Below are 17782 nucleotides of genomic sequence, written 5' to 3' on the forward strand. Positions count from 1 at the left end.
ATCTGAATCATGAAAACTTTAAGCATTTCAAATCTGGGAAAATACAGTACGAGGATATTAGGAATCTCTCTCGTCGTTCTGTCGGCATTTGTTGTCAATGCGTATCCGCAGAGCCGGAAGCCTGTTCACAAACCTAAGGTAAAGAATGTCGTTCGTCCGGTCTCGAACGAGACCAATCAGACCTCAAATGAAAAGGTCGTAAACATTTCAGCGGTCTCCAAAGAAATACAGCCCGTTGCGGTAGTTAATGCTCCGCTCCCTGATTTCCTGTCGGGAGAAGCAAATGTAACGGTCAACCCGAAGCAGCCTACTGTTGTGCGTCTGGGACTGGCCCAAAACGCAGTTGCTATTGTCGAATTTCCCGCTTCGGACGGAATCTATTATATCCATGAGGGAAACCCCAAGCTTGCGTCAGTGTTTCAGTCTCCGACAAAAGAAACCGACCGATCGATAACCATTTATCCGGGAGAAGGATTCGTCCCTTCAAAAGATGGGGCGACCTCTGCCGCGATCAGCCTGCAGATGCGATCCGGCCTGGTTTTGATTCTCGAACTGGTACCGGTCAGCGACCTTAAGAAGAATGCTCACAGATGCGTTATCTCATATGACCGCGAAGCAGTTGTGTCGGCGCGGAAGGTTGCAGGACTCGCGTTTGACCTTGGCGGTGACACCAGGAATTCTCCTCCGATCAACTCACGGGCACTATCCAAACTGGTTGGTTCAGCACGGCCCGCCGAAGAGAAGATTTCTGATGCTCCAATGTCGGAGTTGAACTCAATCTCAAACGCTGTTTTCGCCGAAATACCCGAATCAAAGCGGGCGGGTTCGAAGCGAGCAATGACCGATGCTGAGATATCGAAGGCTGCAAACAAGCGGTTGGCTGACGTTCTTCGAGATCAAAAGAAGCACCTCTCCGCGTGGTCTTCACCTCTTCACGGTTTGGAACTATCACTGACCCGCGTCACCGATCTTGATTCCGAAAACCGTCTTGTTGTTATTGCGATTCGCAATTCTGCATCAACAAATCTAAGGCTCGTTCGAGGTTCCCCTGAACTTCAGATCCAGACCCTCGACAAGGACGGCAACAGCCTTCTTACCACCAAACTCGATCTCCGCTATTTGGAAACAACCGCGTTTGAGGGCCTTGTCCAACCAGGCTCTACTACGTTCTATGCTCTTGTCTACAAATCTCCGCTCCTTGGGGTTAATCAAAAGATTCGAGTCGCCGTTGCTCAAACTGAAGCTATCGACGCTCCGATCTCAGCAACTCTTAACGGATCGAAATAAAGGAGACACGCAATGCAAACTACGTTAACTACAAATTCCGATATTCCGACCGCCTTACCGGACATCGAGGCAGATGAAGAACGCGAGAAAATGTTGCTGGATGATCAGAATGAACTTTCGAAGAATGAAGTTGATGATGATGAATTGGATCTTGAAACCGGATCGGAACGAAAAACTTCCCGAACCGCGAAGGTACTAAAAACCGTTGCCGCGTTCACGGTATTCTTGTTACTGATGGGTACAGCGATCACCTGGTTCTTCGGTATGGGTTGGTTCGCTACGCCGAATCCCCAGGCCGTCAATCGAACGAGCCAAAAGGACTCGTCTCCGGCTCCAATGACCGAGGATGAGAAACTTAAGGCTGCCCTCACAATGGTAGCGTCAAAAGAGCCAATACCAAGCAAGGACTCTGTGGTTGGGCAATCCGATGAACCGATATCAGTCGACAAACCCGCTACTATTGACACCGGGTCAAACGATATCTCTTCGATGTCAGCATCGCGAACGAGAACCGAGCCTTCCTTGAATGTTGGCACTGATGTCTCCCCAAGGGACGCTCTCAAACGAGAGGATCAGCCCACCAACCTGGAGACAAAGAAGAATTCTCCACAGGGTAGCAACACTTCCCTGTCAAAATCTGTATCGTCAACCGAACCCTTAGGACGCTCGCTGTTCTTTGGAGTCACAAAGGTCAGAGATGAGCAATTTCGCAATAATAGTGCAGCGACTTCAGCGACAACCTCGGACACACCAAAGCCAAAAGTAAGTGGCTCACTGCCGTTTGGCTCACTGCTTACGGTCCGCCTTATTGGAGCGATCTACACGCTTAGAAATTCCGGTGGGGTCGTACGTATGGAATTGACGCAACCGGTTGTAGGAAAAGGTTACTCCTATCCGGCAGGCACGACTCTAATCGGCAATCTACGGGGCGGTGAATCCGTAAGAGCGTTCGTCAATATTATCGGCCTGATCGATCCGGTTTCTGGTGAACTGGTGAAGTTCACCGGCGAACTATTGGGAACTGACGGTGCCTCAGGGATTCCCGGAAACAGGAAAAGACTCACCGGAAAGTGGACTCGATTCTTTCGAGGCATAAAAGATACTGCCGGCTCGATATTGGGATCGGTCGGTTCTTTCCGGTCAGGGGGAACAGTAGTAATATCTGAGCCCCTGCGGAGAGGATCCGAAAAACTGTCTGAGGACACGAGTCAGTCACTGTTTGGAAACGAACCCGAGGACACGTTCCTAGAGGTCTTAGCCGGAACCACCGGATACGTACTTGTAACGCAACTACCCGAACCGAACACTTCAATTGCCAACGCAGAAACGGGAGCAAAAAAGGAATGATTCCGTTTGACGCATCCCGTCCACAGATCAACCCTCGCGAACTTGTCTCAGACGGAAAGCCCGGTGAGCTTTTCCAACTGATGGCTGGACACGGATACGTGCCCGACGAGCAAGTCTTCGAAGACTTCTGTGAAAGTCTTAAGTCTGGACGGGCATGGCTTATTTCCGGTACGCGCGGCAGCGGGAAGACTGCATTTCCCGAAGCGTTAGCCGCCGCCTGCAATCTTTCGATGTGCGTTGTTGCCGGACGCGATGGGCTAAAACAGGAAGAGATCCTCTATGACTGGGATAATGAAGAGCAAGCCGTGTGGATGAGAGAACACCTGGCACTCGCAAAACAACTGCCACTTGAAGAGCAGGCCGAGTTTCTCGACAATGCCCGACGCTCTAAGTGGCAGCGCCGATTTCTGATTCTTGGTGAAGTAGGAATGGCATACGACTTGGCGGCAAGCGCGGCGTCGAGCACTCCAATGAAACCACCGCCGGTGTTGATCCTTGATGAAAGCGATAAGTTTGGGGCCAGCATTGAAGATTCACTTCTTATGCCGCTCGAACGTGGACTGATCTACATTCCACGATACGAAGGCGGAACAATCGGCGTTCCCGACTGGAATTCGAGACCGATCGTGATCACGACCTCAAATGATCTGCGCCACAAACTCAGTTCGCCGTTCATTTCGAGACACGTTTACAGCCGGTTTGCGAGTCCTTCGCTGGAAAAGGAACTTGAGATCTTATCGACAAGAAATAAACGCGCGACTTCAAACCACTTAGCACTTACAACCAAGCTAATAGACGCCGTTCGCGGAATCGCCGGAATGGAAGATCATCCGAGTGTCCGTGAGTCGATCGACATCGTTGCAGCTCTCGAACGCGACTCGGTTGAGTCTCTGAATTCGAAAAACTTGGTCCGATATTTTTGCTATTTCGTAAAGACCGGCGCGTCCAGAGAACTGCTGACTCTTCAACTCGACTATCTCTTGGCGATGACGCACGCCTTCCACCCGGACATCGATTCGTGGCTTGGCTCGCGCGATGCCAGTTGGAAGATTAGGTGGCCGCAGCTCGCCGACAATTCGCTATGAACAGAACAGAATCCAAATTGGGGCTTTTTTCGACGATCAAACAGTCGGTGGTTCGCACTCAATACTCTGGCCTACTGGTAGTCGTTTGCGTGGTCGGCATCTACGGATTTGTCAGAATATTGATGCCGCAGAGCGAAACGGCCCAGGTTCGATTTGTTGAAACTCGTGGGCTTGAATTTGAAAAAGAGTCTTCGCCGACCGGACCGCAGACCGAAGACCCGTTCTCCGGCCTCGAGTATGATAATGCGGTAAGACTCAGAGAAACGTCGGCTTTGGGAATGGCGATCTCGTTGTCGGTGTTGTCGCTGAATACTCAAAACGGAAGACTCCCAGAGAATGTCGATCTGATAATTCGCCATCTTAATGCCGCCCGACTACTGCCGCCCGGGATTCAATCAAATTCAGCAACTATTACTTCCGAGCGAAGCACGTTTCATATCGTATATCGACGCGAACCCTTTTCATTTGAAGTACTGGCCGTACCAAAATCCGATCTAGGATCACAATTACTTTTTAGATTTCCGCTCCCTCTAAGCGAACCCAACACCGTTCTATATTTTGAAGCGAGCCGCGATAAACCCTTTCCGGCAGCTCTTTCCACTGTTGAACAATTGAGTGCGTCAGGCTGGAGGATACGGCATTGGCGAGGTGATGTATCGTCCATCACTTCGGCAACATATGGTTCGCTGAAAGAACAGAGTGACTATCTTCGTAACACACGGTAACCGATCAAGCTATGTTTTCGCGTGAATGGATTGAGAAATTCGACGCTTCCTACGGAATTCCAAGGAAGGCAAATGAGCAGTATCTGCCATCGTATCAAGCGTTTTGGCAGTGGTCGGCTGACATTGGCATGTGTGTTTTCTTCATTGCTTTGGGATTACTCGGTTCAATAGTCTGCTTGTTTGCGGGATATCTTTTAGACGTTTATGGTCTGATAACTTTGGTCTTTTGGGCGATGGCTCTGATCTGTCTTGCGGGTTCGCTTGTAGATTCCTATTCACTAATGTGGGCGTACCGCGTTCGGCGTATGAGTACTGCCCATGGCTCAGCGCGGTGGGCGAAGGCATCCGATCTGATTCGCTGCGGTCTGATGAATCGGATCAGAGGATTGCCACTACCTGCAAATGCGCTTCCTCTCGCAAAAGCGTTTTGGGGTCGCGATGTATTTCTTCCCGCAAGTCAGTGGCTTCGCCACTTTGTTATGTTCGGCCCGACCGGTTCCGGTAAATCAAAGACTTTTTTCATGTCCATGATCCGGGCGATCCTAACAAGTCATCATGTCTGGTTTACGATCCAAAGGGCGAGCTTTTCGCCCAGACTGCCCGTTCGGCCGAAACAATCTATCGTTTGGACCTCAACGATCCGACAAAAAGCGATCGGTGGAACTTCATTCCAAAATGCAGAAACGATCCTGCGTTTGCGTGTCAGATTGCCGGGATGATGCTCGGTATAGAAGGCCGACGCCGGACGAATGCCGACCCTTTCTGGGGTGATGCCGAACAGATAGCTTTGACGGCAATTTTGCTTCACATCGCGGAAGTTTACCGTGAGAAAGCTATCCCAGCGTTCGCGGCCGACTTTCTACTCTTCCTGAGCGGTGACGGCGATCAGGCTTTCAACGATGCGATGATGAATTCGCCAAGCCTCTACGCGAAACAAGCGTATTTGGCTTTTCGCCAGGCACCGGTTCAGACTCGCGGATCCATTTTGATAGGTTTGTACAACAAGCTTCGACCGTTCACGCTTGCACCTGCTCGGATGGTGATGATGCCGCCAACCAAAGACGAAGCGGCACTTGGTTGCCACTCGATAAACTTCGCCGACCTTCGCAAACCCGGTACCGCAATTTACCTTGTCGTCTCGGAAGGGGCCGCCGACGTCTATAAAGAGTTTATCGCTACCTTCATCGGACAGGCCGTTATGGAAATGAGGCTCGATGGTGTAAATGAACCAGAGCATCCGTGCTTCGTTCTCATAGACGAGGCTTACCAGTTGAATGTATCGGAAGTCAAAAGAATATCGGGTATCGGTCGAGGACGCGGTGTTGGACTTGGTCTCGGATATCAGGACTTACCTCAAATGTACGACCAATACGGTCGTGAGCAGGCGAATGCGATACTCGGCACCATAATGACCAAGATCTTTCTGCCTGGCCTTGACGATGTGACTGCCGAGTACGCCTCAAAGCAGCTGGGCGAAACGACGATCTTCTCAAAAACATTTCAGGACTTTCCGGGAAAGAAACAGGACAACACCAGATACGCGGAGCAAAAACGTGCACTCATGCTGCCGAATGAGATTCGACAAACAGCAGCTCATTCCGAAGTGTTGATTATCAGCGACACCGCCCCGCCGATCCGCGCTGCATACCCGCCTTTTGCGGTTCATAAAAACACTTATTCCACCGCGACCAAAGGCACACCCCGCGAAATCCACCTTGGAGATATTGATCCTCAATTCTCGTTTACAGACTCGGGACATGCTAACCAGGCTGCCGAACATGACAAGGCAGCTCTCAAAGAAGTTATCTCATCTGAGGTCGATCGAATCTGTTCGAATGAACGTCTTTCAGAACTGGCTTTTCTATCTGTAGAAGAGCCAGCACTTGACTCGCTGGAACATCAATTAGACGGCGAATCGGTGAAAAAGGATCCAGTTTACAACGCTCTCAACAACCTTCCTGTCGAGGTGGGATACTTTTCTGCCGAAGGCAATGGAGGTTCTTTGGTGATTGAACACGCATCGATCTAAAACGCATGTTAAATAGACTCAAGATCTCGCTCATCCTAGCCCCGCTGGCCCTCACAATTTTGATCGGCGTCTATGTCTACTCCCTTTGGTCGCAGGAACGAAAGCGAAGCTCAGAAATCCCCGTTGACGCAACCGCATCGATGAACAGAGATCTGGTGAAGTTCCACCAAAAACGCGGTTCGTTCCCCGCAACGCTGAAAGATCTCGAAGGCGTCGTCTGGGAAAAGAAGGATCGAAATTACGTTTCGGACGGACATTCAATGATCCACAGAAACTACTTCTATCTTTACTCAAGAATTGACCAAAATCGGTTCACTCTCTGGGCCATCCCAATCGGCAAAGAGCGTGAGGAGGCATCAACATTATTTTTAGTAGGAACGCCTATGAAAAAAAGAACATGGAAAGGAGCCGCTCTCACTGTAGAAGATGTCGGCAAACTACCCCGGTTGTTACCGATCGAACAGGATCTGGCTCTTAGAGGAATGGTTGAGCAGGTAGATCACAAAGCGGTGTACTCGAATTCGAAGTAAAGTATTTCTTTGCGAAAAGTACCGAAAAGTGGTACTTTGTGCAAAGGATTACTTTCATGAGATCACAAAGTTCGCAACTTAGAGTCGAAGAATGGGTAGATAAGGAAATTGCTTTCGGCCGGAGCGCTTTCTCTCTGGATCGAGTTGAGAGTGAGCTGCCGCAGTATTCTGAAACCGCGATCAAACGTTCTCTGAACCGATTATCACGAAAGGGCACCATAATTTCCGCCCACAAGGGCTATTACGTTATTGTCACGCCTCAATACTCTTCACGCGGGATTCTTCCTCCGGCACTATTTATTGACGGACTAATGCGTTTCTTGGAGCGTTCATATTACGTTGGCCTTTTAAACGCTGCTGCATTTTACGGCGCGGCACACCAGGTGCCTCAAGAGTTCTTTGTTTTTACGAGTTTTCCGCCCATGAGGCCGACCGTGAAGAAGGGGATAAAGGTAAACTACATAACAAGAAAAGAGATCCCAGATGACCTTCTCGAAGACCGAAAGACCGATACTGGAGTTGTTAAGATTTCCTCGCCAGAACTTACAGCAGCCGACTTGGTACAGCACCATAAAAGAGTCGGCGGTTTGAACCGAGTAGTTGAAGTGCTCTCAGAGCTGACCGAAGCGATCCGTATCGAGAAACTAAACAACGAGTTTATTCAGTTCGTTCCAACTGCCGTAATTCAGCGGCTCGGTTACCTGCTCGAAACAGCAACAGATTCAGAATCCCTCGCCGACGGGCTGTATAAAGCCGCGGCATTAAATGCCGAAAAGTTCTTTCCTGTGCCATTAAGTACAACAAAAAGGAAACGTGGATTTCCGGTTGAAACGAGATGGAATGTAGTTGTAAATGAAACGATAGATACCGAATAGTGATTCCTACCGCATATATCACCCAATGGGCCAATTTCGTCCCATGGCAGACAAATGAACAGGTCGAGCAGGACCTTGTGATCACACGCGCCATTGTGGAAATCTTTTCGGATGATTTCCTACGCGAACGACTAGCGTTTCGCGGCGGCACCGCTCTTCATAAACTCTACTTGACCCCGCAACCTCGGTATTCCGAAGATATCGATCTCGTTCAGATCAAACCTGAACCAATTAAAGAAACGCTTGCTCGCCTTCAAAGTAGGCTTGAATTCGTCGGTACGGCATCTGTTGCTCAGAAGAAAGACAATAATACTCTCCGTTTTCGATACGAATCGGAAATACCACCGGTCCAACCGTTGAAACTAAAAGTCGAAATAAACTGCCGCGAGCATTTTAACGTGATGGGATTGCAGGAGTTTCCCTTTGCAACGGAATCGGACTGGTTTAGCGGAAGTACCGATATTGTCACGTATAGGATCGAAGAGCTTCTCGGAACGAAGCTTAGGGCTCTGTATCAGCGTCGCAAAGGGCGCGACCTCTACGATCTTTATAAGGCGTATCAAGAGCAACGGCCAGATTCTCAACAGATCATTGAAGTTTATCGGAAGTATATCGCTTTTTCCGTAGACAATCCGCCAACCAGAAAACAGTTTCTCCGGAACCTCGAAACCAAGATGGAGGACAACGAGTTCCTAGGCGACACACGGGCGTTGTTGAGACCAACGGAACAGTATGATGCTAATGAGGCATTTAATTTCATAAAGGATGAACTTATTGAAAAGCTCTAGGCTTCTGGTTTGCCGATCAGGTAAATCGAGGCGTACTTAAGCTACCGAATACGCTCGGACGTAGTTCGAAAATGGTCATCCCGACTTAGAACGTCTGCGGACATCGACTGCGTGGAGAATGGAAGACGATCTTTGGATAGCTCCTTGTCATTAAATTGATTAACGATGCCGCTGAGTTCGAAAGTCAGCAATTGTCTCGCGTCGTTATTCGCACTTCTTGCTCCAACCGAACTCAAATGATCCGTTAAAATTACCCGGGTTCGTTCCTCAACAAACTTCGGATCGGCATTTGCAAGTGACAATTCGAGTAGCTCGGTTTTCAGCGCTGCTTGAAGCTTGCCTGGTTGGAGATCGGGCGTGGATTGGTTGGTTCCGTCGATGAAGGGACCTTTCGATTCCTGGGTGGTCAGTTTGGCCGTTGCTTCTAGCCTTTCCTTCTGCTCGGTAGCTACTTGATAAACGAAATCCCTCTCCGCAGGCGGCAGTTTGCTGTAAAGTTCACTGTGGTCGAAGTTGTTTTTGAAGCGGAGTTCCTCATTCGGGGTCTTGAGACTCTGTAGAAAATGCTTTGTTGCTGATAAGGAATCGTTCAGGTACTTTCTTTCCATTCGAGATTCCAGACTTTCGATTAATTGTTGGGCCTCTGGGCTGCGTGCGATCTCGCCTCTTTTCAAAGCCTCAGTTTTTGCTTTTGTTGTCTCGCGGTCACCGGCGTAGTTAAGTTTCGCGACGATCATTTCGGAGGCGTAGTGCCGGGGCGACTGCTCGGTAAACAACATTTGCATTTCTTTCTGCGTCAGAGCCGGAAGGTTCTTAGTATCTCGATTCTGCGCATTCTGTAGCTTTTGAAGCCCCACAGAGGCATTTTCAATTCGTATCCTTGATGACGCTTCGATAACTTCCTCACGCGACTGACAGCGATCTAACATCTGTGCGTAGTCTCGATACCGTCCGTTGAAATGTCGAAGTCTCGTTTCAGGTTGATTTAGCTGGTACTCAAGATATGCGGATGCTAATCGAAGGTCCTCGTAATTTAGCTCCTTTCCTTTCACATCATTCACGATCGGCTTATCAGCTTTTGCCCTAAAAAGTTTTAGAATTATGGAGGGCGAAATGCCATTTTCCAGGGCATCGTCCAGTGCCGGAAATTTGACCTCAGCCCAGTGCTTCATCTCTTCCACGGAAATTTCGGAAGCGAGCAAGTTTAGATGTGTACTCTCAAGTTCGATGCGCTCAAACCCGAGAGTACTATTAACGTGTTCAGAATCTCGTTCCGTTGCAAGATGCTCGAAGGTTTCACTAGGTTCTTCGACCGATCCTCGAAATTGATGTTCCGTATCGTGGAGATCGGGCTCGAGAAGCGGCTCATACTGGATCGAACGGTCAGTCGGTTCGAGCTTCTCCATCTCACCCGCAACAATTGCGATTTCTGCCAGAGTCCGATCGAATCGCTCTGTCGTCGATTCTGCTTTCGACTGATCGCGATCCCGGTCCAAAAACTCTCGTTTTCCGTCCAGCGCGTCATAGATCCAACGAAAGACCTTTGCCTCGGTCTCTCGATCTGCATTGCTGCCGGCGATGGCTTTTCCATAGTCAAGGATCTGTGGTGCGACTTCGCGAGCTTTGTCTGACCCGACCAATGGTTCAAGTCGGATTACTCCGTAGTTAAGAGTTGCGAGTTGGAGCGGTGATTTTAGATCGTGCGACTCCTTCGGAATTATCAGAACGCAATTCTGAACGGTTCCTCCACGCTCGTATGTGTCACGGAGAAACTGTGATCTGCTGTTCAAGTACGAAGCGTGCTCGCTCCTGTTGCGGCCATCTGTGTCGTCAAGTTTTGAAAGCTCAAGGTCTGCTCGGCTAACCGAAAGGATCTCGTTGATTGCCCTTTCGGTACGTGGATTCGACGGATGAAAGTTTGAATCTTGGGTAAGCGTATGACGTGAGGCTCGATTCAGCTCTTTGACCTCAATTGCCTTCGCAACTTTCTCAATCGCGAGCTTAACAACATCTGCGTGACACGCCTGCCCTGCCCGACAGAAACACGTGATCGAAATCGGCTGTCCGTTCCGGAAGGCATCGCCAAGCAAAACCATACCATCCCTCAGTCCGCCATCATTTTGTTTGTAGCTGTTTCGCAGCCGTTCGGAGTAAGCGAAAAGTGCGGCTTCGCGACCGCTACCGCGTGGTGCAATTTCGTTCCGATTGGGTGAAAGAAGCCCCAGTTCTGGAGTGCTAATATTCCCGAGATCGAGACTCCTGTTTGGAAGCGTAGACTCCGCTTCATTCAAGCGAGCAATTACCTTATTGCTCAGATCATGTTTCATAACTCGCCCCTCCCCGTTTCGGCTCGTTGACTAACCGCCCCGAACAAATGGCAAATCATGTGCCTCGAAGTCAGCCAACCAACTATGGTTTGGCTTTCTATACAACTAAATATCAACTCCGTTCGATTCCGGTCCGAATACCTCGACCAGTCGTCACATCTTCCCTCTCGGCCCATCCTCCTTTTTCATGTGCAGTCGAATCTCGTTCTTCGCCAGACCTTGCTTTCGTTTTAAGCTTAACGACCGATACTAGAAGCTCGTTGAAGTTCGTCCCATCAATTCCGGTTGAGTGTTTGAGTATCGAGTTCAGTCGCTTTGCTTCCCGGCTGCTCGATGTCGCTGTGATGCGTTTCTCGATCTCAGTGATCTCGCTTGTTGTGAAGATAGGCTGGTAGGTGAGATCCGCAGCAGTAGCCAACAGGGACAGTTGCCTAAACTCCGAAGCCTCTTTGGCCGCATTCAGCGACAGTTCTTTGGCGGCCGCCACGTCCGCTTTGAGACATCTCTCGCGATCCCTTGCGCGGCCTTCGATCTCGCGTCTCAAGGTTCGATGATCTTTGCTCTCTAACAGTAGATTCAGTGCTTGGTCAAGAATCGAGCTTTTTCGTGGTAGATCGACATCGTTGAGACTCAGATAACTCATCGAACCGTTCGATTTGTCCTCGATCGCAAATCTGTGAAAACGCTTTGATTTTCGGTAGAAAGCGAGGTCTTCTTTTGTCTTACTCAGTTCGATATTGCAAAGAATTTCTCTGGCCAATGCGCGGCCCCCGATCGCTTGATAAAGATTCCCGGCTTCTGCGGGGCCGATCTTTCCTTTAGCTCCGTGTTGGCTGGGCACCGCCCCTTGAATCGACGTCCTTTGGAGATTCCAATTGGATGCGTATTCATTGGGAAATTTGAGTTTTCTTGAGAGTGTGTCAAGTTCGATGATCTGATGGGCAGAAAACACTGGCTTCACTGTATCGAAGGTGCTGCTTCGATCAAGGACTTCACTCAGAACCCCAACAATCTTGTGCTCCTGCCGCATCGATTTGCTCATTTGCAAGGATTGTTCACTCAGAGAAGTATTGACCGAATCGAATAGAAAAACTTCCTTTGACTTGGAATTTCGGCTTGAGGGCTTGTTCGTAAGATATTCGAATGCTGAACGAATGCTTTTTAGAACAGAGCGATCATCGTTTTTGATATCATTTTGACGAGCTATCATCGCCAAGGAGACTCGATCGTTTCCAACCTTCACCTTTCGGTAATACGCGTTGTCTTTGAAGTCCGAGATCTGCCGCTGATGTAGCCGCATCCTCATTTCAGAAACCGCTTTTTGTCCAGCGAGAAGTCCAAGATCAGAAACAGTTCTAGGTGCAATTTCTTTCTTGTTTTCAAGGTCGGTTCTCACCTGCTCAAGATAGCGAAATTCACGCATTTTCGTGTTCGCTAGACATTCGCTCTGAAGTTCATCGAGTTCTTGTTTATTGAATGCCGGCGGCGGTACTTTTACTCCTCTTTTTCTATAGTCGGTTCGGATCTGATTTGCTTCACCACGAATAGATGCAGTTTCCTCTTTGAGTTTGAAGAATTCCGATTCTTCACGGGCGAGTATGCTGTTGGTTATCGCTATGATCTGGCGTGATTGCGGTGTTTTGCTCCAGTCTTCGGAGTTGGTTGCTGATTGCCTCAGCTCCAAGAGCGAGACTCTTTGCGTTATTGCTTTCTCCGGATCCCTGATCGGAAACTTGAGGCTCTCACGATTTTCTATTAGAAAGGCAATTTTTTCTTCCTTAAACATGAGTTGATATTCTGCAAGAATACCCCGGCGTAGAATCTCTCGTTCGTGAGTATTTCCGTCGCCCTTTTGAAACTCAATGGCGTCATGTTTTTGTGGAGCATTTCGATTGTGCTGCTTGTCATTGGCATGTTCCAGTGAAGGTGTCCGTTCCGCAACAAGCTCCTGAAGTTTTTTCTTCGCGGATTCGATCAGAATGCCGTCGATAATCCGCTTTTCTCCATCGATGATTTCAAAATGCGGAAGCGCCTCCCGTGGAATTCTGTTCAGCGATCTACCCTGAAGATCTTTGGTCAGATATTGCTTTTGAATTGCGATATGAACGTGCGGGTTTGCTGTGTTGAGATGAACGGCGCCTGCCCACGCAAGCCGCTCGCTTTGGATACTCTTTTCTAGCTGTCCGATGGCAAATCTTGTGACGATTTTTAGTTGCCGTTGCCGTTCCTCATCAGTCGAACCAAGTTGTTGAAAATCCTCCCGCCGAAATGAGAGAACAAGATGATGAAGTTCGTCGTTTGAGGGACGGCCTTTCCCGCAATCGGATTTAAGAAAGTTGTTTGCGCTTCTTACGGAAAGGTGTTCGGTAAACTCGTTAAAAAGTTCACGACCTTTTTCGGGCTCTGCATTCCGGTCGATCTTACTGTGCGCTAGATAATGAATGAGACCGCGAGAACTGCCTCTTTTTGATTGAACGCTGGCAATAACTCTCATGATTCGGTCGCTACTTGACTCGCCGGTTTAGGCAAGGAATCGATTCGCTGTTTTAGTATTCGGACCTTGGTTGCAAGGTAGCTGTTGTGAAGGGATTCGTTTCCTGAGACGTGCTCGTGGAACAGGAGACATTTCTTAAGATCGGACACGGCGTGTTCGATCAGCTCAGCCATTGCGGTAGAGGCGATAACAACACTTTGTTTCCGGTCGTTCGGTGATGATGAAGTGTATTCGATGAGCTTTGTGAAAACGAGATTTAACGAGGAAATCGACATACTCGACATCGAGTAGATTTCGGTAGTCAGCGAGCTTGCTTGACGTAGCAGTTCTAGTGCATTTTCGAGCTCCGATTCCATTCGATCAATGCTTTCTCGAATCTCGCCGATGTTGTCGCTTACAGCAAGATCAATAGTCTCGTTCTGGCGGCCGGTTCGCACAAGCCAATCGAGCTTTTCCTGACAGCGACCCGAAGCAAAATGCTGGTGTCTATCCTTCAAGGCGAAATGGATCATTCGACGGACAATCGCCGACTTATTCTCACCGGTTTCGGCTGCGATCTCTTCAAGCTTTTTGTGGTCCTCATCGTAGGGCCTGACGCTGATCGGCCGTCCCTGTTTTGCCTCGATAGCCAACTCGATATTTTTTACTATTTTTTCTCTGTCTCGCTTTCTCATCTCTCGATTTTTGTGGCGGCGTTTTGTCACCAATTCGTCGGTTTGTAATTTCTCCGACCATTTGGACATGAGCAAAATACGTGCCTATTGCGAGAAATATGGCGAGAACTGCGGTTTGTAATTTTGATGACACCGCGTAACTTAATGACAGTGTGAGGCTTATGTGAATTACACGGGCCGGTTTTTGGTCTATCCTGTCATACACCCGCCGCTGTAATTTTTGATTTTTTACGGGCCCCCTCGATCCGCCTCGTTTTCTACGCCAAATGCGGTTCGTTTATTCGCCGCCCGTTGCCACAAATACCGCAGTTCTCTGCTACGGCACGCCGATTGATTTACCAACCAAGCCAGTAAATTCGCCAACGTAAGGAGACCAAATACTAATGAACGATCAGAGCAATATCACCCCCTCTACAAAGCAGAATTTCGAGCGTCCGCTGCTGCAGATCAACCGCTTGAACTTCGTAAAATTGAACACACGTGTACTCGAAGCGACCGACAGCAAACTGAAACAATATCTTCAGTTCGCGTCCGTCAGCATGAATACCGATATCACCAATGACGATGTTGTCGAGTACGCGCTAAACCACCTTTTTGAGCGCGATCCGGCATTCAAAAGCTGGCTTAAAACTAGAGGTTAAAAGAATATGAGCTAGGCGGAAAATGCAGAAGGCATTGTTCCAATCCCATCGAATTTTGCAGCGGGAACGAACCGATGAGATGACTCGTATTGGGATAGAATCATTTCAAGCTTCATCTCAAATTCGCGGATATCCAGCTGGTCTGAGCCGTGATACAGAAGCCCGCCCAATTGCGCCATATCAGCTTCTGAAATGTCACAGCATATTCTTGCCGTAGCACGGGCTAGACGGTCGGCAACTTCCTGAAACTGCACTCCCGAATGTCCTTTTATCCACCGCCAAGAGACGTGATGCCCGTAGCATGCTTTGACCAGACGCGACCAAAACGAGCGGTTTGCACGCATGTGGTTTCGGCCCATCATCGTATCTATTACATATCTTGAGTCTGACACGATCTCTATACGACAATATCTGCGAAGCTGCTCCAACGCATACGTGCATGCAAGGATCTCGGCCTGCTGATTAGTAATCTGTCCCAAATATTTTGAAACCAGTTTTACCTCCAGTCGGTTGTGATCAAGCATGACCACACCGCAGCCCGCCGACGAGTCGATTGCACCATTCCTAATGCGTGATGCATCCGCATAGATCGTCACAAGAGGCGCATATTCCGCCGCACTCTCTATCCCGCTTTTATTCTCAACTAACTTGGTAACGCTCATTGTCTACCTCTCGTTTTTCTCTATAGGAAACTGGGGCACGGCACCGACGCTATGCCCCAACTGGCAGAAACAACCTACCTCAGAACTGATCGATGAAAGGCTCATTGACCGGTGCCTCGGGAACAGCCGTGCCCGTGAACTCGCGAACGTCCGGCTCGGGGCTGTCGGCAGTAGGTACTTGGTGCGTTTGGCCGTCCGACCGGTTCGATCCGACAAACTCGAATGAGAAGAGCGAGATCTCGGCACCTGATCTGGGCTCGCCCTTATCTGTGCTCCACGGGCTGAACGAGAGCCTGCCGTGAACAAGCAGATGCGTTCCCTTTTTTACATGCTCGGCGAGCGTCTCCGCAGTCTTGCCAAAGGCAACCACATTGAACCAATGTGTGACCTGTACACGCCCTTCGGGACCGGTCTTAAATGAGTTTGAAGCGATCGGAAAGCTAGCGACCGGTGTGCCTTTTTCCGAATATTTCAGGCTCGCATCGCGGCCCGCATTTCCGAGTATCGAGATATTTGCTGACATGGTTTTTTCTTGCTCCTTTTGTGGTTTATTTGTTCTCCGAACGGAACGGCGTTTCGCCATATGCGAGAGTTTTTCTAGGCGTTCTGCCCAAAATACTGGCCGCCGCTCCTTTCGTTGAATATTGCTCTTCAATTTTCAGGCCGCATGCACAACCTTAACCTGTGTTCGCTGTACAGTGGGCTGCGTGAAGAGGCTCGCCTGGATCGTGCGATTCGAGCGAACGATCTCGTTTAGCTCTGCGTCTCGTGCCCTTACCGCGTCCCACAGTTTCTGTTTCTCCTGCCGCTTAAATGCCTTCGCTGCCGGGTCGTTATAGAGACCGAATTTCAGGAAACGTAGCTGTCCAAGAGTCGCCATTTCGATCTTTCGGAGCCAGCCTTTCGCTTCGATTGAAAGTTGATTCTTCAACCTAACTTCCTGAGATTTTGCGACGGTGTTAAGAGCCGTGAACTCCTTAAGGGAAAGGCTTTTGTGTTCCTTAAAATCTGCATACGCTTTTTTCTTAAGTTCGGCTAAATCAGCCGTATCCGAAGTTGCGCGAATCGCAAGGTAGGTTTCCTGATACGAATCGTGACGAAGGCTTCGCAGATGAAAGTCTGAGTATTGACGCTGCCACAATAGGCGCAGGACAGAGGCGGCGTAATGCATCTCTTCAAAGTCAGGATTGATTTCCTGATCTACAAGGATCTCGAAACTACCTTGTTTAAATGAGTAGATACGGCGTACCGAACGGATGACTTTGCTGTCGTAGATCTGATCAAGGGAAAGTGCCAGCCATTCCTCGAATTCCCGATCCGAGAACGGATGTCTAGAAGGCATTGCCCACCCAGCGCAGCTGATCATTCGGCGTCCTTCCTGAACGGTGTTGCCGCCTAAAGAATGGCCTACAAAGAGCTTTGGAAGCTGTGACGAAAGCTCTCTTGATTCGTATGGAAGACAGTTTGCATCGATCTCACAATCGAGATCAAAGACCACCACCGAACGCTGGCTTGAACTCATCGTTATGCCAATCAGTCCGTTCTCATCAAACTGCTCAAGTTGATCGAACGTCGTGAAGTCTTTGTCTAGTTCTTCGACTGATTTATCGCCGTCTTCCAGATAGAATTCGGCAAAGTCGTCGAACATCATGCGGCTGACCTTATGTCGTCCGACACGCCTCAGAACCGCCTGCATTTCGTCATCGAAGTTCGGGCATTTTGGCGGCAGCGGCCTGCGATTCTTAGCAACTTCCTGAACCCTGCGTTGGTCAGCAACACAAAGTTTTTGTTCTCTTGTTCGAGATTCCTCGAAGCTGAACTCACGATCTGCAGAAGTTGCCGTAACAGCTTCTAACTGCATGCCGAGCAGTCCCATTTCGTGGAGAACCTCGCCAACACCTCGTCGCCTGATCTCACCGTAGTAGTAGGCTGCGATCTGTTCGAATTCATACTGCCCGGCGTCCGGGCTCGCGATCGCTTTTACGCATCTAACGAACTCTTTGGCATCGGTCTCGTCGGACAAAACCTTCATCGCATATTCGAGCGACATTATCCGCACGCGGTCCAACGCTTCCGGTTCAAGTTCGTCGGCGATTCGAACGACAACATCGCCCAAGATCGAGAATTCTTCGAGTTCTCTTCGTCGCAACGGATTCGATGAAAGATGCGCACACCAGTCCTGCATCGGCGAGCCGGTATTGACCGGCATGAACGCCAGCATCTGATTATTAGGTGCGTGCTTTCTGAGTTGTTCAATACTTATTCTTTCTGCCATAACTTCCTCTATTGAATCGGCGTGTTGCCGAATCGAAGACGCG

General features: G+C 49.3%; 15 protein-coding genes. 9 read left to right on the forward strand and 6 right to left on the reverse strand.

All coding sequences use genetic code 11. The features are described from left to right. The first annotated feature begins 9 nt into the window (after window positions 1-9). The 8 genes from IPL32_00750 (at window position 10) to IPL32_00785 (ending at window position 8666) form a co-directional block, all read left to right on the forward strand. A complete protein-coding gene (locus tag IPL32_00750; GenBank protein MBK8464335.1) occupies window positions 10-1287 on the forward strand; it encodes a hypothetical protein in 1278 nt (425 codons plus the stop codon). A 12-nt stretch (window positions 1288-1299) separates the two neighbouring features. After that, the gene (locus IPL32_00755; GenBank protein MBK8464336.1) at window positions 1300-2634 is read left to right on the forward strand and encodes a hypothetical protein; all 1335 of its coding nucleotides are present in this window, start codon (window positions 1300-1302) and stop codon (window positions 2632-2634) included. Further along, window positions 2631-3719, forward strand: a complete 1089-nt coding sequence (locus tag IPL32_00760) for an AAA family ATPase (GenBank protein MBK8464337.1) — start codon at window positions 2631-2633, stop codon at window positions 3717-3719. Before IPL32_00755 ends, IPL32_00760 begins: the two co-directional genes overlap by 4 nt. Beyond that, window positions 3716-4444, forward strand: coding sequence for a hypothetical protein (locus IPL32_00765; GenBank protein MBK8464338.1), 729 nt, complete (start codon window positions 3716-3718; stop codon window positions 4442-4444). Before IPL32_00760 ends, IPL32_00765 begins: the two co-directional genes overlap by 4 nt. A gap of 505 nt (window positions 4445-4949) precedes the next feature. Then, window positions 4950-6473, forward strand: coding sequence for a type IV secretory system conjugative DNA transfer family protein (locus IPL32_00770; GenBank protein MBK8464339.1), 1524 nt, complete (start codon window positions 4950-4952; stop codon window positions 6471-6473). A 5-nt stretch (window positions 6474-6478) separates the two neighbouring features. Continuing rightward, window positions 6479-7003 carry a hypothetical protein gene (locus IPL32_00775; protein MBK8464340.1) on the forward strand — a complete coding sequence of 175 codons (525 nt, stop codon included), beginning with the start codon at window positions 6479-6481 and terminating at the stop codon, window positions 7001-7003. A 56-nt stretch (window positions 7004-7059) separates the two neighbouring features. Then, window positions 7060-7878 carry a type IV toxin-antitoxin system AbiEi family antitoxin gene (locus tag IPL32_00780; GenBank protein ID MBK8464341.1) on the forward strand — a complete coding sequence of 273 codons (819 nt, stop codon included), beginning with the start codon at window positions 7060-7062 and terminating at the stop codon, window positions 7876-7878. After that, window positions 7878-8666, forward strand: a complete 789-nt coding sequence (locus IPL32_00785; GenBank protein ID MBK8464342.1) for a nucleotidyl transferase AbiEii/AbiGii toxin family protein — start codon at window positions 7878-7880, stop codon at window positions 8664-8666. Before IPL32_00780 ends, IPL32_00785 begins: the two co-directional genes overlap by 1 nt. A gap of 41 nt (window positions 8667-8707) precedes the next feature. Here the strand turns inward: IPL32_00785 and IPL32_00790 are convergent, their stop codons facing one another. The 3 genes from IPL32_00790 to IPL32_00800 all read right to left on the reverse strand — a co-directional run bounded on the left by IPL32_00790 (window position 8708) and on the right by IPL32_00800 (window position 14230). Further along, the gene (locus tag IPL32_00790; GenBank protein MBK8464343.1) at window positions 8708-10993 is read right to left on the reverse strand and encodes a hypothetical protein; all 2286 of its coding nucleotides are present in this window, start codon (window positions 10991-10993) and stop codon (window positions 8708-8710) included. A 112-nt stretch (window positions 10994-11105) separates the two neighbouring features. After that, window positions 11106-13487, reverse strand: a complete 2382-nt coding sequence (locus IPL32_00795; protein ID MBK8464344.1) for a hypothetical protein — start codon at window positions 13485-13487, stop codon at window positions 11106-11108. Further along, window positions 13484-14230, reverse strand: coding sequence for a ribbon-helix-helix protein, CopG family (locus IPL32_00800; protein MBK8464345.1), 747 nt, complete (start codon window positions 14228-14230; stop codon window positions 13484-13486). The genes IPL32_00795 and IPL32_00800 overlap by 4 nt, the downstream gene beginning before the upstream one ends. Before the next feature lie 314 nt (window positions 14231-14544). Between IPL32_00800 and IPL32_00805 the strand changes: the two genes are divergently transcribed. Beyond that, a complete protein-coding gene (locus IPL32_00805; GenBank protein ID MBK8464346.1) occupies window positions 14545-14802 on the forward strand; it encodes a hypothetical protein in 258 nt (85 codons plus the stop codon). 11 nt (window positions 14803-14813) lie between these two features. On the opposite strand, the gene IPL32_00810 is transcribed toward IPL32_00805, so the two are convergent. From IPL32_00810 to IPL32_00820, 3 genes are all read right to left on the reverse strand, one after another. Next, window positions 14814-15464: a reverse transcriptase-like protein gene (locus tag IPL32_00810; GenBank protein MBK8464347.1), complete on the reverse strand. Its 651-nt coding sequence runs from the start codon at window positions 15462-15464 to the stop codon at window positions 14814-14816. A gap of 79 nt (window positions 15465-15543) precedes the next feature. Then, window positions 15544-15987: a single-stranded DNA-binding protein gene (locus tag IPL32_00815; protein ID MBK8464348.1), complete on the reverse strand. Its 444-nt coding sequence runs from the start codon at window positions 15985-15987 to the stop codon at window positions 15544-15546. A gap of 135 nt (window positions 15988-16122) precedes the next feature. Further along, the gene (locus tag IPL32_00820) at window positions 16123-17739 is read right to left on the reverse strand and encodes a hypothetical protein (protein ID MBK8464349.1); all 1617 of its coding nucleotides are present in this window, start codon (window positions 17737-17739) and stop codon (window positions 16123-16125) included. Window positions 17740-17782: the final 43 nt, after the last annotated feature.

Source organism: Chloracidobacterium sp. (genome assembly GCA_016711345.1).
Lineage (GTDB): Bacteria > Acidobacteriota > Blastocatellia > Pyrinomonadales > Pyrinomonadaceae > OLB17.